This is a genomic window from Lysobacter solisilvae (assembly GCF_016613535.2).
Taxonomy (GTDB): Bacteria; Pseudomonadota; Gammaproteobacteria; order Xanthomonadales; family Xanthomonadaceae; genus Agrilutibacter; species Agrilutibacter solisilvae.
Genome location: NZ_CP071518.1, coordinates 3,709,999 through 3,730,796 on the forward strand (window position 1 = coordinate 3,709,999; position 20,798 = coordinate 3,730,796).

Below are 20,798 nucleotides of genomic sequence, written 5' to 3' on the forward strand. Positions count from 1 at the left end.
GCGGTCTGCCTGGCCGATCGCATCCAAGTCCATCGGCGTGCGCACGTGGCGCAACGCGTCGTCACTCCTGCCGGGGCGGCGTCACGACGCGGGCAAGTTCGCCAAGCATGGTCCACGACGCCAGGCCGCGCGGGCCGAGGTGGTGGGCGATGACTTCGCGCAGGGGCCGCCGCAGGCTGGCCAGGTCGTCATCGGGTGGGCGCTCGTCGCTGCCCAGTGCCAGCAGCGCGCGTCCGGTCGCCGCAGCACGACGATCGGCCTCGCCACGATCGAGCAGAAGGCGGCGCGGGCCGTGCTCGGGTTCCAGCCGATAGCGCGCGGCGGGGTCGATGTCGGCGCCCTCGCCGTCGACCGTCCATTCGAACCCCAGGCCCAGGCCTTCGAGAAGATCCCGCTCGAAACGACGCAGGGTCCAGGCCAGCGATTCGCCCTGCCCCAATCGATCGCGCGCCTGCGCATAGGCGCCGAACACTTCGTCGGACGGGTCGCCGCGCGGCGCCATGCGCAGGGTCAGCTCGTTGAGGTAGAAGCCGGCCAGCAGCGCGTCGCCGGCGAGACGGGGAGCGGCGTCCAGGGCTTCGGCCGCACTGAGCGTGGCCAGTTCGCCACGCTGCACGGCATCGAACCGGATGTACTGCAGCGGCTGCAGGGCCGCACGCAACAGCTGCCGCTTGGGCCCGTGCACGCCGCGGGCGACCAGCCCCAGCCGTCCATGGGCGGCGCTGAGGACCTCCACCAGCAGGCTGGTTTCCCGCCAGGGCCGGGTGTGCAGGACGAAGGCGGGTTCGGCGGACAGGCGCATGGGGCGGGTGGACCGGGGACGGGGGAGAGGCGTGGATGGCAAGGAACGACGTGTTGATTCGTCCCTCAGTCCTGTGCCGGCTCCACTGTCGCCTCAGTCGTTGTAGCCGAACGCGCGCAGCGCGGCCTCGTCGTCGGACCAGCCTTCGCGCACGCGCACCCAGGTTTCCAGGAACACCTTGGAGCCGAACAGCCGTTCCATCTGGAGGCGCGACTTCATGCCGATCTCGCGCAGGCGCTCGCCGCCCTTGCCGATCACGATCAACTTCTGGCCGTCGCGCTCGACCCAGATCACCGCGCCGATGCGCAGCAGGTTGCCGTCCTCGACGAAACGCTCGATCTCCACGGTGGTCGCATACGGCAGTTCTTCGCCGAGCTGCCGCATGAGCTGTTCGCGCACCAGTTCGCCGGCGAGGAAACGCTGGCTCTTGTCGGTGATCTCATCCTCGCCGTAAAGCGCGGGTTGTTCGGGCACATGGGTGAGGACGGTCTTCACCAGCGCTTCCAGGCCGCTGCGCTTGAGCGCGGAGATCGGATGCACGCCGGCGAATTCGCGGCCCTCGCTCACCTTGGCCAGGTAGGGCAGCAGCTTGGTCTTGTCGGTGATGCGGTCGACCTGGTTGACCACCAGCACCACCGGCAGGCCCGCATCGCGCAGGGCGTCATAGGCCAGCGTGTCCTCGTCGTCCCACTGGCCGGCGCGCACCACGAGCAGGGCCGCGTCGACGCCTTCCAGCGCGCCGCGCGCGGCGCGGTTCATCAGGCGGTTCATCGCGCGCTTCTGCTCGCGGTGGATGCCGGGGGTGTCGACCAGCAGCAGCTGCCCTTCCGGGAAGGTCGCGATGCCCAGGAGCCGATGGCGGGTGGTCTGGGGGCGCGGCGAGACGATGCTGACCTTGGCGCCCACCAGGGCGTTGACCAGGGTCGACTTGCCCACGTTGGGGCGGCCGATGACGGCCACATGGCCGGCGCGGTGAGGGGCTGTATTCATGGACTGATTGTAGGCGATGGAGGCGCAGTCCCCGGCGAAACGCCGGATGCGCGCAATGGATCAGTCGACGGCGAGTTCGCGCAGGGCGGCGTCGGCCGCGGCCTGTTCGGCCGCCCGTCGGGAGTTGCCCTCCCCCTGGGTGACCAGGGCGGGGTGCTGCAGGGTGCAGGTGACCAGGAAGCTCTTCGCGTGCTCTTCGCCGCTCTCCGACAGCAGGGCGTAGGTCGGCAGGGGCTTCTGGCGGCCCTGCACCCATTCCTGCAGCCTTGTCTTGGCGTCCTTGCCCACTTTGTGCGGTGGCGGAAGGGCGGCCATCGCCTCTTCGAACCAGGGCAGCACGGCGGCGCGGCAGGCCTCGAAACCGGCGTCGAGGTAGATGGCGCCGATCAGCGCTTCCAGCGCGTCGGCCAGGATCGAGTCGCGCCGGTGGCCGCCGGACTTCATTTCCCCCGGACCCAACGTCAGCTGGGAGCCCAGGTCGAGCGTGCGGGCGATGGGGGCGAGCGCGGATTCGCGGACCAGTTCGGCACGGGCGCGGGTCAGGGCGCCCTCGTCAGCCTGTGGCCAGCGGGTGTACAGCGCCTCGGCGACCATCAGGTTGACCAGGGCGTCGCCCAGGAATTCCAGGCGTTCGTTATGCGGTGCTCCGGCGCTGCGGTGGGTCAGCGCCTGGAGCCGGAGTTCAGGACGGGAAAAATGGTGTCCGGAATGTCCCACTCACTCGCCTGCCCGACGCTGGATCACCTTCTCGGCGTGGAACTTGGCCACCACGTCCAGGTTCGCGATCATCTCGCGGCGGTTCTCGTAGTCGACGGTCAACTTATAACCCGTCTCGGCGCGTTCGATCTTCAGATGATCGCGCTTCACGTTCAGCGCGTAGCTCATGTTGAGGCGCTTGAAGAAGAGTTCCTGGATCTTCTGCGGGCCCTTGTCCACCAGGCCCGGTTCGGACTCCAGGCTGGCCAGCGCCTTCTTCACCGCATAGAACTCGGTGTACATCGGTACGAGCTTCATGCCGACGTAGATGAACAGACCGGCGACGGCCAGTACGATCACGAACCCGATGAGGGTCATGCCCCGTTGCTTGTGCTTCATGCCACTTCTCCCCGTTTGAGTGCGCTGGCGATTACCGGATGCTGGTCCCGATACGCCGGAATTCGAAGCCCCCGTCAAAACTCATCCAGATCATGAACGCCTTGCCCCTCAACTGGCGTTCCGGCAGGACGCCCCAGTATCGACTGTCGTCGCTGTGGTCACGGTTGTCCCCCATCACGAAATAGTGCCCCGCCGGAACCTCCCAGTCGCCCTCGCCTGAATCGAGGAACGGGGAACCGTCGGTTTCCAGGACGGCGTGGGGCCGTCCGGGGAGATTCTCACGCAATTCGGTCGCTCCGGTCATCTCCACGCCCTTGCCGCGGCCGGTGTAGGTCCCGACCCGCTCGTAGCTGACCACCTCGCCGTTCACGGTGACCTGGTTGTCGTGGTAACCGATGCGGTCGCCCGGCAGGCCGATCACGCGCTTGATGAAATCCACGCCCTTGTTCGGGTCGTCGGCGCCACGGCCGGGGAAATGGAACACCACCACGTCACCGCGCGCCGGTTCGCCGATGGCGACGAACTTGGTGTTGCTGATCGGCAGCCGCAGCCCGTAGGCGAACTTGTTGACCAGGATGAAGTCGCCCGTGAGCAGGGTCGGCATCATCGAGTTGGAAGGAATGCGGAAGGGCTCGGCCACGAAGCTGCGCAGGATCAGCACGATCGCCAGCACCGGGAAGAACGCCTTGGAATAGTCGATGACGACCGGTTCCTCACCCTCTTCGAGCAGGCCCGCACTGGCCTTGCGGCGCTTGGCCAGGAACAGCTTGTCCAGCAGCCACACCAGGCCGGTGAACGCGGTCAGGACGACGAGGATGATTTCAAACCACTTCATTTAGAGTCCCTTTGCCAGGAGCCGGAACGGATGCGTGTTGTGCGGGTACGTGGAGCGCGCCACGGCTGACGACCACCCCGGACACGATGACGGCGCCAGGCGCCGTCGCGCCGAGCATAGCGGGGCAACGGCGGGACATGGAACTGCCCCTTGGCATGGAGACGGGGAAGGCACGGCGGCCGGGGGGCGCCGTGCCCGGAAGCATCACTTGCTGTCGACCTGCAGCACCGCCAGGAAGGCTTCCTGCGGAATCTCCACCCGGCCCACCTGCTTCATCCGCTTCTTGCCCTCTTTCTGCTTCTCGAGGAGCTTCTTCTTGCGGCTGATGTCGCCGCCGTAGCACTTGGCCAGCACGTTCTTGCGCATCGCCTTGACCGTGCTGCGCGCGATGATCTGCGCGCCGATGGCGGCCTGGATGGCGACGTCGAACATCTGCCGGGGGATGAGTTCCTTCATCTTCTCGCACAGCTCGCGGCCCCGGCGATCGGCGTGGTTGCGGTGGCAGATGCTGCTCAGCGCGTCGACCTTGTCGCCGTTGATCAGCGTGTCCACGCGCACGAACGGACCGGGCTCGAAGCGCAGGAAGTGGTAGTCCAGCGAGGCATAGCCGCGCGACACCGACTTGAGCTTGTCGAAGAAGTCCAGCACCACTTCGGCCATCGGCAGCTCGTAGCTGATCTGCACCTGGCTGGCCATGTACTGGATGCCGACCTGCACGCCTCGCTTGTCCTCGCACAGCTTGATCACGTTGCCGATGTATTCCGGCGGCGTGAGGATGTTGGCGCGGATGATCGGTTCGCGGATCTCCTGGACCAGGTTGGCCTGCGGCAGCTTGGCCGGGTTGTCCATCGGGATCACGGTGCCGTCGGTCTTGAGCACTTCGTAGATCACCGTCGGCGCGGTGCTGATCAGGTTGAGGTTGTATTCGCGCTCCAGCCGCTCCTGCACGATTTCCATGTGCAGCATGCCCAGGAAGCCGCAGCGGAAGCCGAAGCCCATCGCTTCGGAGCTCTCCGGCTCGAACTTCAGGGCGGCGTCGTTGAGCCGGAGCTTGTCCAGCGCCTCGCGCAACGCGGGATAGTCCTCGGCATCGACCGGAAACAGGCCGGCGAACACGCGCGGCTGCATGGCCTCGAAGCCCGGTAGCGCAGTGGCGGCAGGATCGGAGGCCAGGGTGAGCGTGTCGCCCACGGGGGCGCCATGGACGTCCTTGATGCTGGCGTTGATCCAGCCCACCTCACCCGCACCGAGCCTGGCCAGCGGCTTGCGCTTGGGCGTGAAAACGCCCACGCCGTCGACCTGGTGGACGCGACCGGTCGACATGACGAGGATCTTGGTGCCGGGGACGATCTCGCCCTGCATCACGCGCACCAGCGAGACCACGCCCAGGTAGTTGTCGAACCACGAGTCGATGATCAGCGCCTGCAGCTTGGTGGTGTCGCGCGGCTTGGGCGGCGGGATCCGGTGCACGATGGCTTCCAGCACCTCGATCACGTTCAGGCCGGTCTTGGCGCTGATGGCCACCGCGTCCTCGGCGTCGATGCCGATCACCGCCTCGATCTCGGCCTTGGCGCGGTCGACATCGGCGGTGGGCAGGTCGATCTTGTTGAGCACCGGGACCACTTCCAGCCCCTGCTCCACGGCGGTGTAGCAGTTGGCCACCGACTGGGCCTCCACGCCCTGCGCGGCGTCGACCACCAGCAGCGCGCCTTCGCAGGCGGCGAGCGAGCGGCTGACTTCGTAGCTGAAGTCGACGTGGCCCGGCGTGTCGATGAAGTTGAGCTGGTAGGTCAGCCCGTCGCGCGCCGTGTAGGGCAGCGAAACCGACTGGGCCTTGATGGTGATGCCGCGCTCGCGCTCGATGGGATTGGAGTCGAGGACCTGCGCTTCCATCTCGCGGGCTTCCAGGCCACCGCACAGCTGGATGATGCGGTCGGCCCAGGGTCGATTTGCCGTGGTCGACGTGGGCGATGATGGAGAAATTGCGGATCAGATGCATACGGGCGGCGGACAGCCGTCTTCCGGAAAGTTAACGCGCGATTATCGCACAGGCGACTGCGCCCGCCTTGAGGCGGACGCAGTCGTGGGCTCGCTGGTTGTCACGGCCACCAGCGCAGCCGGGCTCCCTCGCGGGCGGCAAACCGGCCGCTGGGGACCCCGGGGTGGCCGGAGCGGGCGCCTGCGGGCTCAGCCCGCTTCGGCCTCGCCCGCGGTGACGGCGACGAACTGGGTCTGCTGGCCGCGACGCACGAGCAGCATGACCGTCTGACCTTGCCGGACGCCGTTCAGGGCGCGATCCAGCGCCGCCGCGTCGCCGACACTGGCCCGTCCCACCGACAGGATGATGTCGCCGGCCTGCAGACCGGCCTCGCCCGCGGCGTCCCCGATCTTGGCCAGGCGCACGCCTTCACCCGCCTGCAGCCCCATTTGCTGGCGCTCGGCGCTGGTCAGGTCGCGTCCCACCCAGGCCCAGCGGATTGCCCCGGCCCGTGGCCGGTGCTTCCTCACGGTCGCCCGGCGCGGGCGCATCCGCGGCACCGCCGGCAAAGGTTTCATCGAGCGCGTCCAGAGTGACGGTCACGTCGCGCGGCTTGCCCTCGCGCAGGATGCTCAGGCGCACCTTCGAACCCGGCGCCAGGCCGCCGATCAAGGGCGGCAGGTCGCTGGACACGATCACCGGCTTGCCGTTGACGGCCCGGATGACGTCCATCCGCTCCACGCCCGCGCGCCCCGCGGCGCTGCCGGGGAGGATTTCGAACACGAGCGCGCCGGTGGAATCGGGCAGGCCGAGGCCGCGCGCTTCGTCGGCATTGATCGCCTGGACGCGGACGCCCAGCTGTCCGCGGCTGACCTTGCCGGTCGCCTTGAGCTGGTCGACCGCGTTCATCGCCACGTCGATCGGAATGGCGAAGCTCACGCCCATGTAGCCGCCCGAATTGCTGAAGATCTGCGAGTTGATGCCCACGACCTCGCCGGAGGTGTTCAGCAGCGGGCCGCCGGAGTTGCCCCGGTTGATGGCCACGTCGGTCTGGATGAAGGGCACGTAGCGCTGGTCGGCATAGGGATTGGCGCGGCCGACGGCGCTGACGATGCCGGCGGTCACCGACTGGTCCAGGCCGAACGGGGAGCCGATGGCCACGACCCACTGCCCCGGGCGCAGCCGGGAGGAGTCGCCCAGCCGCAGGGCCGGCAGATTGGTGGCGGAGACCTTGAGCAGGGCGACGTCGGACTGCGCGTCACTGCCGACCACCTTGGCCTTCAGCTCGCGACGGTCGGACAGGCGGATGGTGACCGTGTCCGCGCCTTCGACCACGTGGTGGTTGGTCAGCACGTAACCGTCCGTGGAGATGAGGAATCCGGTACCCATCGCACGACCGCGCGGACCTTCGGGCACCTGCGGCGCGTCGGGCCCTTCGAACATGCCCGGCGGCAGCATGCGCCGGAAGATCTCGGGGATTTCCTCCCCGCCGGGCTGGGTCCGGCTGACGCGTTGCGGCGACGCCTCCGCACTGACATTGACCACGGCTGGCCCCACGCGGTCCACCAGGGCGGTGAAATCCGGCAGTCCGGTGACCAGGGGCGCCGCCGGCGCGGATGACTGCGCGGTGGTGGCGGCGGCAGCGGTCGCAGCGTTGCCGGGAGGCTGCGCGGTGCAGGCGACCGGAAGGGTGGCGGCGAGGACGCCGAGCACGGCCAGGGAGCGAAGCGATCGGTTCATGGGTGTGCGCGAGGTGTGGGGGGAAGGGAAAACGCGCGGCGGAGCCGCACGCAGGTGACCTCGAACGGATTAGCAGGAACCGGAACCGGTATGCAGGCACCGGCAGACACAAACGGGGAACCTCCAGCGATCCGGGGTATCCGGACGGGAACCGGGCCCGGGGACGTCGCCTGTCTCACGTCCCGTTCGTCAGGGCGGCGGAACATCCTCGTCCTGTGTCGCGGGCGGCTGCGTCACTTTCGGTTCGAAGGGATAGAAGGATGGCGAAGGCGCGGCACCACCGAGCCCGACCGTGAAGGCGCCAGCGGCCGCCGAATCCGGCAGCACGGCGCGGGGCCAGGGACGCGTGACGACGTCATCGACCGGCGGGTGGAAGGGCTGGGCCGGCGCGGCGGCGACGACGGTGACAGCCGGTGCCTCCGGCTGGGCCGCGCCTGCGGCGGCCGGACGGGAACGGGTGATGGTCCGGGCCGGGCGCGGTGACGAGGCCAACCGGGTCGGGACCGGCGCAGGCGCCGGCGCGACGGCAATGACGGAGTCATCGCCACCCGTGGTCGCGGGCGGGGGCGTCGCAATCGCGGGGAGGGTGGACGGCGTCACCTGCTGGGCTACCGCAGGCGGGGCCTGGGAACCGGACGGAGACGAAAACGGCTTGACCACCAGCACGGCCGCCAGCGCAACCGAGGCGGCCAGCGCCGCGCCACCTGCCCAGCGGCCCCACGCGGCGGGCCGGGCCCTGGCGGGGACGACCGGCTGCGCCTGCACCTGCCCCGCGGGGATCTGGCCCAGCGCCCGTACGACGCCCTCGGCGAAGTGCACGGGCGCCGCGGCGGTCGATTCCCCGCGCAGCAGGTCGCCGAGCATCTGCCAGCGGCCGCAGGTGTCCTGCCATTGCACGTCGTGTTCGAGTCGCTTCAGCGCGAACCGCGTGGCGTCACCCGGCAGCTCGCCGTCGAACAGCGCGCTGAGGGTCTCGCGATCGTCGCGCGGCTGGAGCGCCGGCGTAGGCCCGCCGACGCCGTGGGCTTCGTGATTGCCGCCGCCTTGGTTTGAACCGCCCGTCATCGGTGTGCTCGCTCCCGGATGTTCGCGTCCTGGTCCAGCAGGGGTCGCAGTTGCTGGTCGATGGCCTCGCGGGCGCGGAAGATCCGCGAACGCACGGTGCCGATCGGGCAGTCCATCCTGGCTGCGATCTCCTCGTAACTGAGCCCTTCGACCTCGCGCAGGCTGATGGCCATGCGCAATTCCTCGGGCAAGGCTTCGACCGCGCGCATCACGGTAAGTTCGATTTCCTGCCGCAACAGTTCATGTTCCGGGGTCGCCGTGTCCCGCAGGCGGCTTCCGGAGTCGTACTGCTCGGCATCGACGGCGTCGACGTCATCGGTCGGCGGCCGGCGGTTCTGGGCGACGAGGTGGTTCTTGGCAGTGTTCACGGCGATCCGGTGCAGCCACGTATAGAACTGGGAGTCGCCCCGGAAATTGGGCAGCGCGCGGTACGCGCGGATGAAGGCCTCCTGCGCCACGTCCTCGCACTCGCTCCAGTCCGAGACGTAACGCCCGATGAGGGCGACGATACGGTGCTGGTACTTGCGCACGAGCGCGTCGAACGCGGCGCCATCGCCACGCTGCACGCGCCGGACCAGCTCCTGGTCCAGGTCGGATTCCGGGGTCAACGCATTCTCGGCCATCACCGCGCCGGCACTCCTGTCAGCTCGGTGAGACCGAACCGTGGGACCACCCTGGGGAAGAAAAGTTTCATGGCATCAGGGTGCGGTTGCGGACCATACGCTTCAAGCGCCATGCGTCATGGTCGGACCATACGGTTTGACGCCGCGGAAACAAGCTTCCGATCATAGGCCTTCGCCGCCGGTCGCGCCGCCCTCCCCGGAGGCGGCCGGCAGCGGTCCCGGGTGCCCAGGCACCGTCTCCCGCCACGTTCCCCGCCCCATTTTTCCCCCATTCTTCAGGAAGGTTCCGCATGATCGCTGGCCTCGACGGTCTACGCCTCCAGCACTGGCAACTGCAACCGCGCGACGACGGCGTGGTGGTGCTGTCGTTCGATCGCGCCGGCGCGGCGGTCAACACTTTCGCGCAGGAAGTGCTGATCGAGCTGGACAGCCTGCTCGAACGGCTGGCGCTGGACCCGCCCAAGGGGCTGGTGCTGCGATCGGCCAAGACGTCCGGCTTCATCGCCGGCGCCGACATCCGCGAATTCGCGCAGTTCGACGCCAAGGGCAATACCGCCGACGCGATCCAGCGGGGCCAGCAGGTCTTCCAGCGCCTGGCCGAACTGCCCTGCCCCACCGTCGCGGCGATCCACGGCTTCTGCATGGGCGGCGGCACCGAGATCGCGCTGGCCTGCCGCTACCGCGTCGCCAGCGCGGATGCCTCCACGCGCATCGGCCTGCCCGAAGTGAAGCTCGGCATTTTCCCGGGCTGGGGCGGCAGCGTGCGGCTGCCGCGCCTGGTGGGCGCGCCGGCCGCCTTCGACATGATGCTGACCGGCCGCTCGCTGTCGGCCTCGGCCGCGCGCGCGATCGGGCTGGTCGACAAGGTCGTCGATCCGGCAACCCTCGTGGACGAGGCGGCACGACTGGCCCTGCAGGGCGCGCCCCGCCCGTTCAAGCAGCGCTTCATGGCCTGGGGCACCAACACCTGGATCGCCCGCAAGGTTCTCGCGCCGATGCTGGTCAAGCAGGTGGCGCGCAAGGCCCGGCGCGAGCACTACCCCGCGCCCTACGCGCTCATCTCCACCTGTGAGCGCGCCAGCGGCGGCGTGCAGGCGCTGCTGGGCGCCGAACGCAAGGCGGTGGTCAAGCTGGCGTCCACGCCCACCGCGCGCAACCTGATCCGCGTGTTCTTCCTGCAGGAACGGCTGAAGTCGAGCGGCGGAAAGGACCATGGCATCGAACGCGTGCACGTGATCGGCGCCGGCGTGATGGGCGGCGACATCGCGGCCTGGTCGGCCTACCGCGGCTTCCAGGTCACGCTCAATGATCGCGAGCAGCGCTTCATCGACAACGCGATGACCCGTTCGGGCGAACTGTTCGCCAGGAAGGTCAAGGACGAAAGCAAGCGCGCCGCCGTGGCAGCACGCCTGCGCGGCGACCTGGCGGGCGACGGCGCGGCGCAGGCGGACCTGGTGATCGAGGCGATCATCGAGCAGGCCCAGGCCAAGCGCGACCTGTACGCCGCCGTGGAGCCGCGCATGAAGCCCGGCGCCCTGCTGACCACCAACACCTCGTCGATCCCGCTGGTCGAACTGCGCGATCACCTCGCGCGGCCGGCGCAGTTCGCCGGCCTGCACTACTTCAATCCGGTCGCGCTGATGCCGCTGGTGGAGATCATCCGCCACGACGGCATGAGCCCGGAGACGGAACAGCGCCTCGCCGCCTTCTGCAAGGCGATCGACAAGCTGCCCGTGCCGGTGGCCGGCACGCCCGGCTTCCTGGTCAACCGCGTGCTGTTCCCGTACCTGCTCGAGGCGGTGACGGCCCTGTCGGAAGGCATTCCCGGCCCGGTCATCGACAAGGCGGCGGTGAAGTTCGGCATGCCGATGGGGCCCATCGAACTGGTCGACACCGTGGGCCTCGACGTCGGCGCCGGCGTTGCGGCCGAACTCGCGCCCTTCCTCGGAATCGAAGTTCCCGCCGCGCTGGCCGGTGGCGTGGAAGCCGGCAAGCGTGGCAAGAAGGACGGACAGGGCCTGTACAAGTGGGAGAACGGCAAGCCGGTGAAGCCGGCCGTCCCCGATGGCTACCGCACGCCCGATGATCTCGAGGACCGCCTGATCCTGCCGCTGCTCAACGAAGCGGTCGCCTGCCTGCACGAGGGCGTGGTGAGCGATGCCGACCTGCTGGACGCCGGCGTGATCTTCGGGACCGGTTTCGCGCCATTCCGTGGCGGCCCGATCCAGTACATCCGCGACACGGGCGTGGACGCGCTGCTTGCGCGTCTGGCTGCATTGGAAACCCGGTATGGCGCCCGCTTCGCGCCCCGCGCCGGGTGGGACCGCGTCTGAGATCCGCGCCTGGCGCAGTGGGAGCATCGGTTCTTAACCGTGCTCCCTGCTGCGCGTCGCGCATCGGGTGAGATCCGCATCGGGTGAGATCCGCACCGGGTGAGATCCGCATCGGGTGAGATCGCGCCGTGCGCGCCGGGAACGCGCGCAGTTGCATTGACCCCAGGTCCGCAAGTCGGCGCCGGCGCGCGCTGGTGCAAGGCAACGCCGCCCTCGGGCGGCGCTTGCCGGCTACATCGTATGCGTGGGTCGCTCGGCGGTCAGCGAGCCGGCCAGCAGTGCTTCGATGCGGCCCTTCACGGTTTCGCCTTCGGCTGTGTCGGGGAACTGCACACCGATGCCCGCGGGACGATTGCCCTGCGCGCCCGGCGGCGTCACCCAGACCACGCGTCCTGCCACCGGCAGGCGCTCGGTCGACTCCGGAAGCGTCAGCAGCATGAACACCTCGTCGCCCAGGAAATACCTCCGGGCGGTGGTGACGAAGATGCCGCCATTTTTCAGGAAAGGCATGTACGCGGTGTACAGCGCCGCCTTGTCCTTGATTGCATGGGTGATGATGCCCTGCTTGGCACCGCCCGCGCCCGTCACTCCGCTCATCCCCTGTTTCCTCCAGGCGCGCCCGGTTTCGCGGCGCCGTCGGCGGCGCGCCAGGCCATCAATAGTTCAACGAGTGCGAGGTCCGCTCGTACCGTCGTGCGAAGCAGGTCGCGCACCCGGTTGGCATGATCGAACCACGCGGCCAGACTGCGCGCTCGCGTCGGCTCGGTCAAGCGCCCGGCCTCCAGCAGGGCGAGGTCGGCCGCATGCCGCAGGCGAAGTTCCAGCTCCTCGTCGGCCGCCCAGCGCTGGGCGGTATCCGCGGCCGCGGCGGTGCCACGTGCGATCTTGTCCAGGTCCGCGGCCACGTCCCGGCGCAGCGCCATGCCGCCGCCACTGAGCCACTCGTGCGCCAGGCCCGGATGGCCGCGCGCCGCCTCGAGCGCCTCGCTGGCCGCCGCGGGCTTGTGGCCCTGCGCGGCAAGCCAGGCGGTGGCTTCATCGGCCGGAGGCAGGCGGAACTCCAGCTTCTGGCAGCGGCTGCGGATGGTCGCCGACAGGCGCGCCGGATGCGCGGTCACCAGCCACATGTAGCGGCCGGGCACGGGCTCCTCGAGCGTCTTGAGCAGCGCGTTGCTCGCCGAGTGGTTGATCGCGTCGGCCGGATCGATCACTGCGATCTGCGCCCCGCCGTACTGAGGCGTCAGCGACAGGCGCTCGGACACTTCGCGGATCTGGTCGATGATGATTTCGGTGCGCAGCTTCGTCCCTTCCTTGTTCGGGATGAACGAGACGAACTGGTAATCGGGATGGGTGCCGGCGCGGAACAGGTGGCAGCTGCGGCACGCATCGCAGGGCGTCCCGTCATCGCGGCGGGCGGTGCACAGCAGGCCCTGGGCCAGGTTCTGCGCCACCTCGCGCTTGCCCAGCTGCGCCGGACCGCAGAACAGCAACGCATGCCCCAGGCGGCCGGCCTCGAGCGCCGCGTGGACGCTGGCCTGCACGCGCTGCTGCCAGGGCGCGAAGCTCATCCTTCCACCCGCTCGGCCAGGCAGGCCACGGCCTGCGTGGCCACCGTCGCGATCGACTGCGTGGCATCGATCACGCGGAAACGTCCAGGCTCCTGCGCCGCGCGCTCCAGGAAGGCGTCGCGGACGCGCTCGAAGAATTCGTCGCGTTCGCGCTCGATCCGGTCCGGGGGCAGGTCGCGGCCGCGCGCACGCTCGCGGCCGTGCACCACGCCGATGTCCAGCAGCAGCGTGAGGGCCGGCTGGATGCCCACCACGCGCTGTTCGAGCTGCTCGATGAAGCCCGCGTCCAGGCCGCGTCCGCCGCCCTGGTAGGCATAGCTGGAGTCGGTGAAGCGATCGCTGATCACCCAGGCCCCGCGTTCCAGCGCCGGCAGGATGACCTCGCGCACGTGCTGCGCGCGGGCGGCGAACATCAGCAGCAGTTCGGTCTCCGGCGCGGGCGGTTCGTGGTGGGGATCGAGCAGCAGCGCGCGGATCTGTTCGGCCAGCGCGGTGCCGCCGGGTTCGCGCGTGGTCACGACCTCTTGGTCGCGGGCGCGCAGGTAGTCGCGCAGCGCCGCCAGCGTGGTCGACTTGCCGGCGCCCTCGCCCCCTTCCAGGGTGACGAACCGGGGGTGCGAGGTCAGTTTCATCGGGCCTGCGTCGCCGGGTCGGCGTTGCGCGCGGCGCGGTAGTTGCGCAGGTAGCGTCCGACGTTGGCCTGGTGTTCGGCCAGCGTGCGCGCGAACAGGTGGCGGCCGCTGCCGTCACCGATGGCGACGAAATACAGCGCCTCGCCAGGCGCCGGGTTGGCCACCGCCTCCAGCGCCGCCACGCCGGGCATCGCGATCGGCGTGGGCGGCAGGCCCGCGCGCGTGTAGGTGTTGTAGGGCGTGTCGGCCAGCAGGTCGGACTTGCGGATGTTGCCGCCGTAGCGCGAGCCCATGCCGTAGATCACCGTGGGATCGGTCTGCAGCAGCATCCCGATCTTCAGGCGGCGCTCGAACAGGCCGGCGATCTGCGGGCGTTCGGAGGCGATGCCGGTTTCCTTCTCTACGATCGACGCCAGGGTCAGCATCTCGTCGGGGCTCTTGAGCACGCTGCCGTCGTGGCGCTTGTCCCACGCGGCCGCCAGTGCCTCTTCCATCGCCTTGTGCGCCCGTCGCAGCACTTCCAGGTCGCTGTCGCCGCTGGTGTACAGGTAGGTCTCGGGCAGGAAGCGCCCTTCCGGATGCTGACCAGGCTTGCCCAGTGCGGCCATCAGGGCAGCATCGTCGAGCGTGGCGGTTTCCTGTGCGAGGGGCCGGGCGCGGGCGAGCGCGGCTCGCAGTTCGCGGATGTTCCAGCCCTCGACGATGGTGAAGCGGCGTTGCACCACCCGCCCGTCGCGCATGGCGCGCAGCAGCTGCCGCGGCGTGGTGCCGGCGTCGAGCGGATATTCACCGATCTGCAGCTTGCCTGCGGCCTGGAGCTGGCGGGCCAGCAGGCGCCATTGCAGGGCCTCGCCGGTCTCCACGTCGATCTCGCGCAGCTTGCGCAGCACGCTGCCCAGGTTGTCGCCCGAAGCCACCACGACCGATTCGCCGGGGTCGATGCCCGCCAGCGGTCGATCGGCGAACGCGGTGAAGCGCTGGTACGCCAGGAACCCGCCGACGGCGACGACGACCAGCAGGAGGAGGAGGAAACCACCGAAGCTGCGCTTGCTAGTACGACCCACGTCTTCTCCGTCTGTTGGCTATGTGCATTGGCGCGAACCGGCGGCCAGGCACCGGTGTGTCAGTGCCGGCCAAAGCCGGGATGGGCGTCGGCCAGCCGCGCCTGAAGTTCCGCCACGAGCGGGTGCGCAGGCCAGGTACGGGCCGCCCCCAGGCGGGCCACCGGCAGGATACCCCGCACCGCATTGCACAGGAAAACCGCCTGCGCGGTCTCGACGTCGGTCACGCTCAGGCGCTTCTCGCGGACGTCGGCGTGGGCCAGCAGCCAGCCGCGGCACACGCCGGCCACGCCGCAGCGGTCCACCGGCGGCGTCGTCCACCGCCCTTCCTGCAGCACGAACAGGTTGGCCGCCGTGGCGCAGACCACGTCGCCTTCGGTGCTGCGCATCAGGCCTTCATCGGCCGGATCCGGGTTTCCCGTCGAACCATTCCATTCGGCGCGCGCCAGCACCTGCTCCAGGCGGTTGCAGTGCTTGAGCCCGGCCAGCGCCGGCTGCAGCGACAGGCGCGTCTGGCACCAGCGCAGGCACAGGCCCTGGGCTGGCGCCGGTGGCAGGGAATGCAGGGAAAGCACCCAGGTCGGCGGGGTCGCCACACCGGGGGCATAGCCGCGCGCACCGCTGCCGCGGGTGACCAGCAGCTTGAGCACGCCGTCGCCGCCTTCCAGCATGGCCTGCGCCTGCTCCCGCACCAGCGCCTGGCGCGGTGCCGGAAAGCCCAGGCGTTGCGCGCCGTGTGCGAGGCGCTGCCAGTGCGCATCCCACCAGGGCAGCTCGCCGCCATGGGCGCGCATGGTCTCGAAGATGCCGTCGCCGTAGGCCAGTCCGCGATCGTCGGCCGGAATCGATTCGATCCGCTGGCCGCCGCTGAAGATGCGCACGCTCATGCGTCCAGGCCCAGGGCCCGCAGCATCCCGCGCGCCTTGGCGCGGGTTTCGTCCAGCTCACGCTGCGGCACCGAGTCGGCCACGATGCCCGCGCCGGTGCGGAAGTGCAGGACGTCGCCCGTCGCAGCGCCGCGTGCCAGTTCGGCGCTGCGGATCAGGATGTTGAGATCCATGTCGCCGTCGCGGTTGAGCCAGCCCATCGCACCTGTGTAGGCGCCGCGGCCTTCGCCTTCGAGCTCGGCGATGATCTGCATGCAGCGGACCTTCGGGCAGCCGGTGATCGTGCCGCCGGGAAACACGGCCCGGATCACCTCGCCCGGCGCCGTGCCAGGCCGCAGGCGGCCTCGCACGTTGCTGACGATGTGGTGCACGTGCGCGTAGCTCTCCACCGTCATCAGCTCGTCCACTTCCACGCTGCCCGCGGTGCAGACGCGGCCCAGGTCGTTGCGTTCCAGGTCGATCAGCATCACGTGCTCGGCGCGTTCCTTCGGGTGGCCGACCAGTTCCTGGATCCGTGCCGCGTCGTCGTCACCGGGAAAGCGCGCGCGCGTGCCGGCGATCGGACGGGTTTCGACCAGGTCGCCGCGCACCGACACCAGCCGTTCGGGCGACGCGCTCACCACCGCCCACCCGGCCTGGGCGAACACGCCGGCGAAAGGCGCGGGATTGTGCGTGCGCAGGCGCTCGAACAGCGCCGCCGGATCCAGGCCATCTTCGAACTGCGCGCGCCAGGCGCGCGACAGGTTCACCTGGAAGACGTCGCCCGCGCGCAGGTAGTCGATCACCCGCTGCACGCCATCGACATAACGCGAGGCTTCGTCCTCCTCCACGGCGCAGGGCCGGGACCAGGCCGGCAAGTCCGGCAGCGCGACGCCCGCCGGAACGTCGGCGGCCAGCGCGTCGAGCAGCGCGGCATGCGCGGGTTCGGCCACGGCGACGCATTCGCCCGTGGCGTGGTCGCGCAGGATCGCGGCGGGACAGCGCAGGGCCAGGGCCACCGGTGCGCAGCCGGCGGCCGGCGGCAGTTCCAGAACCGGCTCGACCTGGCGGGCCAGTTCGTAGCCCAGCCACAGCGCCCAGCCGCCGCGGAACGGCCAGCGCGGTTCGTCGCGGGTGGTCTGCAGCTGCCGCCACTGCGCATCGAGCAGGTCGAGGAAATCTCCTTCGAGGACCTGCCCGTCCTGGTCGCGCGTATGGCCGTCGCGATCCAGCCGCAGGCAGGGGCCGTCGGCAATCAGCAGCAGGTCCCAGCGGCCCTGCGCGGTGCCGTGGGCGCTGGACTCCAGCAGCAGCGGATAGCGTTGCGGCGCCAGGCGATGCAGGCGCAGCAGGTCGAGCGTGGGCGGCAGGGCGCGGGTCAGCAGCATGGGGGCCTGTGGGTCGTGAGCGTCATGCAGTGGCCCGATCCGCGGCAGGCAGCGGGCGCGCCGCTCCCGCTGCGTCGGCCGGCCCGCGCGCAGGGCGTGGGCCGGCCGCGATCGCGTCGATCACAGGCGCTTGAACACCAGCGTCCCGTTGGTGCCGCCGAAGCCGAAGCCGTTCGAAACCACGACGTCGACCTTGGCCTGGCGCGCCGTGTGCGGCACGTAGTCCAAGTCGCAGCCTTCGCCGGGTTCGTCGAGGTTGATCGTCGGCGGGATGATGCCGTGGTACATCGCGAGCACGGTGAAGATCGCCTCGACGCCGCCGGCGGCGCCCAGCAGGTGGCCGGTCATCGACTTGGTCGAGGACACCATCGTCTTGTAGGCGGCATCGCCCAGCGCGCGCTTGATCGCCAGCGTCTCGGCCAAGTCGCCCAGCGGCGTGGAAGTGCCGTGCGCGTTGAGGTAGCCGATCTGCTCGGGCGTCACGCCGGCGTCCTTGAACGCCATCGCCATGCAGCGGGCCGGGCCTTCGCCGTTCTCGCTCGGCGCGGTCATGTGGAACGCGTCGGAGGACGCGCCGAAGCCGGCCAGCTCGCAGTAGATGCGCGCGCCGCGGGCCTTGGCGTGTTCGTACTCTTCCAGGATGAGGATGCCGGCGCCGTCGCCGAGCACGAAGCCGTCGCGCTCGCGGTCCCACGGACGCGAGGCCCGCGTGGGATCGTCGTTGCGGGTGGACATCGCCTTCATCGAGCAGAAACCGCCGACCGAGGTCGGCGAGGAACCGCGCTCGGCGCCGCCGGCGATCATCACGTCGGCATCGCCGTACTGGATCATGCGCATCGCCATGCCGATCGAATGGTTCGACGTGGCGCAGGCCGAGACGGCGGAGAAATTGGGGCCCTTGGCGCCGGTGATCAGCGACACCTGGCCGGGCAGCATGTTGATGATGGTGCTGGGCACGTAGAACGGCGAGATCTTGCGCACGCCGCCTTCGTGGTACTTGATGGTCTGTTCCTCGATGCCCAGCAGGCCGCCGATGCCCGAACCGATCAGCGCGCCGACGCGTTCGGCGTTGGAGTCGTCGATGGTCAGCCCGGCGTCGTCCAGCGCCATCAGCGAGGCGGCGACGCCGTAGTGGATGAACTCGTCCATCTTCCTGGCGTCCTTCGGGTTCACCCAGCGGGTGATGTCGAAGTCCTTCACCAGGCCCGCGATGCGGGTCGTGAACGGGGCGGGATCGAAATGGGTGATGGGGCCGATGCCGGAGCGGCCGTTGACGATGCCGTCCCACGTGCTCGCCAGGTCGTTGCCCAGCGGCGAGACCGTGCCCATACCCGTTACCACTACGCGTCTTTTGGACATGAAACGCTCCAACCATGCCGGCAGTTCGCCGGCCATATGACCGCAGCCTGGGCTGCTGTTCGAATGCACGCCGCTGCTGCGACCGGACGCCGTCCTGGTGGCGGAACCCGTGTTAGCAAGCCAGCGGGTAAAGCAGCGTCAATGCGCGCCCCGCGTTGCAGCCGGCGATGCGCCGATGCAACGCTGCAGACTGGCGCGGCGCTGACGCCGCCTCATAAAGCGCGGGGCCGCATAGGCGGCCCCGGTTGTCGCGGTCACGCGCACCGGACGTCCCGATGCGCGCATGCTCCGCGAGGAGCCCGGCGTCGCCGGACCCCGCGACGGGCATCAGGCCTTGACGTGCGCCTTGATGTAGTCGATCGCCTGCTGCACCGAGGTGATCTTCTCGGCTTCCTCGTCCGGGATCTCGCACTCGAACTCTTCTTCGAGGGCCATCACCAGCTCGACCGTGTCGAGCGAGTCTGCGCCCAAGTCGTCGACGAACGAAGCGTTGTTGGTGACTTCCTCTTCCTTCACGCCGAGTTGTTCGACGACGATCTTCTTGACGCGCTCTTCGATGCTGCTCATTGGGGCTCACTCCTCCCGGGACGGGAAATTCGATGGAATAGTCTAAAGGGAATATCGGGTTGAATCACGGGCGTCCGCCATGCCGGCGAAAGCCCTTTTCCTTCAAATGGTTACAGGCGCAACCGGTGGCCGCGCCCGCCACCCTCACGGCATGTACATGCCGCCGTTGACGTGCAGGGTCTCGCCGGTGATGTAGGCCGCCGCCGGTCCGGCCAGGAAGGCCACCGCGCGGGCGATGTCGGCCGGTTCGCCCAGGCGGCCCAGCGCGATCTGGTTCATCAGCGCCTGCTTGGCATCCTCGGGCAGGTCGCGCGTCATGTCGGTGGCGATGTAGCCCGGCGCCACCACATTGACGGTGACGCCGCGCGAGCCGATCTCCTTGGCCAGCGACTTGCTGAAGGCGATGATGCCGGCCTTGGCCGCGGCGTAGTTGGTCTGGCCGGCATTGCCGGTGACGCCGACCACGGAGGCGATGTTGATGATGCGGCCCTTGCGCGCCTTCATCATCGCGCGCATGACGGCCTTGGAGGTGCGGTAGACGCTGGTGAGGTTGGTGTCGAGGATGGCCTGCCAGTCCTCGTCCTTCATCCGCATCAGCAGGTTGTCGCGGGTGATGCCGGCGTTGTTGACCAGGATCGAAATCGGGCCGACGTCCTTGGCCACGCCGTCGAGCAGCGCGTCGATGGACGCCGCGTCGCCCACGTCGACCACCCGGCCGTGGCCGCCGTGCGCGGCCAGCCGCGCGGCAATGGCCTGGGCGCCCGATTCGGAAGTCGCGGTACCGACCACGGTCGCGCCCTGCGCGGCCAGTTCGTCGGCGATCGCCGCGCCGATGCCGCGGCTGGCGCCGGTCACCAGGGCGATTTCGCCCGCCAAGGGAAGGTTGCTCATGCCTTGAACTCCGTCAATGCGTACGCGAAGTCCGCGCTCGTTCCGATCGCGCGCGCATCGAGCGACTTGTCGATGCGCTTGACCAGGCCCGCCAGCACCTTGCCGGGGCCGCACTCGACCACGCGGGTGACGCCGCGCGCCGCCAGCGCCTCCACGCAGCCGGTCCACTGGACGGGCAGGTACAGCTGGCGCACCAGCGCGCCGCGGATCGCGTCGGTGCCGTCGTGCACTTCGGCGTCCACGTTCTGCACCACCGGCAGCGTCGGCGCGCGCCAGGCGATGTCGTTCATGGCTTCGGCCAGGCGGTTGGCGGCTTCGCGCATCAGCGGCGTGTGCGAAGGCACGCTCACCGCCAGCTTCACCGCCTTGCGGACGCCGCGCTCGGCCAGCAGCGCCAGCGCGCGGTCGACGGCGGCCGCGTGGCCACCGATCACGATCTGGCCGGGCGAGTTGAAGTTCGCCGGCACCACGATCTCGTCGCCCGATGCGGCCTTGCACACCTCCAGCACCAGCGCGTCCTCGGCGCCGAGCACCGCGGCCATCGCACCGGTGCCGGCGGGCGCGGCTTCCTGCATCAGCTGGCCGCGCAGGCGGACCAGGCGCGCACCGTCGTGCAGCGTGAGCGCACCGGCCGCGACCAGGGCCGCGTATTCGCCCAGGCTGTGGCCGGCCATGACCGACGGACGCGCGCCACCCTGGTCGAGCCACACGCGCCAGGCGGCGACGCCGGCCGCGAGCAGCGCGGGCTGGGTGAATTCAGTGCGGTTGAGCTGGTCTTCCGGACCGTCCTGGGACAGCGACCACAGGTCGACCTGCGCGCCCTGGCTGGCTTCGGCGAATGCTTCGCGCACCAGGCCATGCTGCGCCGACAATTCGCCCAGCATGCCCAGCGACTGCGAACCCTGGCCGGGAAAGACGAACGCCAGTTGCGGTGAAGTGGATTCCGACACGGCGGCCCCTTCGTAAAAAGACGCGGAATGATACGGGCGAAGCACTCGATCCGTC

At 69.5% G+C, this 20,798-nt stretch carries 18 protein-coding genes and 2 pseudogenes; 1 reads left to right on the plus strand and 19 read right to left on the minus strand.

Annotated elements, in window-relative coordinates:
* Positions 1-61: 61 nt before the first annotated feature.
* The 9 genes and pseudogenes from recO to rpoE all read right to left on the minus strand — a co-directional run bounded on the left by recO (position 62) and on the right by rpoE (position 9,128).
* Complete coding sequence (recO, locus tag I8J32_RS16390) at positions 62-802, minus strand: DNA repair protein RecO (RefSeq protein ID WP_207526684.1); 741 nt, start codon at positions 800-802, stop codon at positions 62-64.
* 93 nt (positions 803-895) lie between these two features.
* Complete coding sequence (gene era / locus I8J32_RS16395) at positions 896-1,792, minus strand: GTPase Era (protein WP_200613665.1); 897 nt, start codon at positions 1,790-1,792, stop codon at positions 896-898.
* A 60-nt stretch (positions 1,793-1,852) separates the two neighbouring features.
* Positions 1,853-2,509: a ribonuclease III gene (rnc, locus tag I8J32_RS16400; protein ID WP_200613669.1), complete on the minus strand. Its 657-nt coding sequence runs from the start codon at positions 2,507-2,509 to the stop codon at positions 1,853-1,855.
* Complete coding sequence (locus I8J32_RS16405) at positions 2,510-2,887, minus strand: DUF4845 domain-containing protein (RefSeq protein ID WP_200613673.1); 378 nt, start codon at positions 2,885-2,887, stop codon at positions 2,510-2,512.
* A 31-nt stretch (positions 2,888-2,918) separates the two neighbouring features.
* A complete protein-coding gene (gene lepB, locus I8J32_RS16410) occupies positions 2,919-3,722 on the minus strand; it encodes a signal peptidase I (protein WP_200613675.1) in 804 nt (267 codons plus the stop codon).
* Between the two features lie 204 nt (positions 3,723-3,926).
* Positions 3,927-5,721: pseudogene (lepA, locus tag I8J32_RS16415) on the minus strand (translation elongation factor 4).
* Between the two features lie 188 nt (positions 5,722-5,909).
* Positions 5,910-7,440: pseudogene (locus tag I8J32_RS16420) on the minus strand (DegQ family serine endoprotease).
* 189 nt (positions 7,441-7,629) lie between these two features.
* Positions 7,630-8,505 (minus strand): sigma-E factor negative regulatory protein, encoded by an 876-nt coding sequence (locus I8J32_RS16425; RefSeq protein ID WP_200613684.1) that lies wholly within the window; start codon positions 8,503-8,505, stop codon positions 7,630-7,632.
* The gene (gene rpoE, locus I8J32_RS16430) at positions 8,502-9,128 is read right to left on the minus strand and encodes an RNA polymerase sigma factor RpoE (RefSeq protein ID WP_207526685.1); all 627 of its coding nucleotides are present in this window, start codon (positions 9,126-9,128) and stop codon (positions 8,502-8,504) included. Before rpoE ends, I8J32_RS16425 begins: the two co-directional genes overlap by 4 nt.
* 290 nt (positions 9,129-9,418) lie before the next feature.
* On the opposite strand from rpoE, the gene I8J32_RS16435 reads away from it, so the two are divergent.
* Positions 9,419-11,461, plus strand: coding sequence for a 3-hydroxyacyl-CoA dehydrogenase NAD-binding domain-containing protein (locus I8J32_RS16435; RefSeq protein ID WP_207526686.1), 2,043 nt, complete (start codon positions 9,419-9,421; stop codon positions 11,459-11,461).
* Between the two features lie 231 nt (positions 11,462-11,692).
* Here I8J32_RS16435 and I8J32_RS16440 read toward each other — a convergent pair whose 3' ends face one another.
* From I8J32_RS16440 to fabD, 10 genes are all read right to left on the minus strand, one after another.
* Complete coding sequence (locus I8J32_RS16440) at positions 11,693-12,058, minus strand: PilZ domain-containing protein (RefSeq protein WP_200613693.1); 366 nt, start codon at positions 12,056-12,058, stop codon at positions 11,693-11,695.
* Complete coding sequence (locus I8J32_RS16445; RefSeq protein ID WP_200613696.1) at positions 12,055-13,029, minus strand: DNA polymerase III subunit delta'; 975 nt, start codon at positions 13,027-13,029, stop codon at positions 12,055-12,057. Before I8J32_RS16445 ends, I8J32_RS16440 begins: the two co-directional genes overlap by 4 nt.
* Positions 13,026-13,661, minus strand: a complete 636-nt coding sequence (tmk, locus tag I8J32_RS16450) for a dTMP kinase (protein ID WP_200613698.1) — start codon at positions 13,659-13,661, stop codon at positions 13,026-13,028. The genes I8J32_RS16445 and tmk overlap by 4 nt, the downstream gene beginning before the upstream one ends.
* Positions 13,658-14,725, minus strand: coding sequence for an endolytic transglycosylase MltG (mltG, locus tag I8J32_RS16455; protein ID WP_200613699.1), 1,068 nt, complete (start codon positions 14,723-14,725; stop codon positions 13,658-13,660). The genes tmk and mltG overlap by 4 nt, the downstream gene beginning before the upstream one ends.
* A gap of 59 nt (positions 14,726-14,784) precedes the next feature.
* On the minus strand, positions 14,785-15,609 hold the full coding sequence (pabC, locus tag I8J32_RS16460; protein WP_200613700.1) for an aminodeoxychorismate lyase: 825 nt from the start codon (positions 15,607-15,609) through the stop codon (positions 14,785-14,787).
* Entirely contained in the window at positions 15,606-16,976 is a 1,371-nt protein-coding gene (locus I8J32_RS16465; protein WP_200613701.1) for an aminodeoxychorismate synthase component I, read from the minus strand. Before I8J32_RS16465 ends, pabC begins: the two co-directional genes overlap by 4 nt.
* A 120-nt stretch (positions 16,977-17,096) precedes the next feature.
* The gene (gene fabF / locus I8J32_RS16470) at positions 17,097-18,335 is read right to left on the minus strand and encodes a beta-ketoacyl-ACP synthase II (protein WP_200613702.1); all 1,239 of its coding nucleotides are present in this window, start codon (positions 18,333-18,335) and stop codon (positions 17,097-17,099) included.
* Positions 18,336-18,662: 327 nt separating this feature from the next.
* Positions 18,663-18,902 (minus strand): acyl carrier protein, encoded by a 240-nt coding sequence (acpP, locus tag I8J32_RS16475; protein WP_200613703.1) that lies wholly within the window; start codon positions 18,900-18,902, stop codon positions 18,663-18,665.
* Positions 18,903-19,046: 144 nt separating this feature from the next.
* A complete protein-coding gene (gene fabG, locus I8J32_RS16480; protein ID WP_200613705.1) occupies positions 19,047-19,793 on the minus strand; it encodes a 3-oxoacyl-ACP reductase FabG in 747 nt (248 codons plus the stop codon).
* Entirely contained in the window at positions 19,790-20,677 is an 888-nt protein-coding gene (gene fabD / locus I8J32_RS16485) for an ACP S-malonyltransferase (protein WP_407061040.1), read from the minus strand. The genes fabG and fabD overlap by 4 nt, the downstream gene beginning before the upstream one ends.
* Between the last annotated feature and the right edge of the window lie 121 nt (positions 20,678-20,798).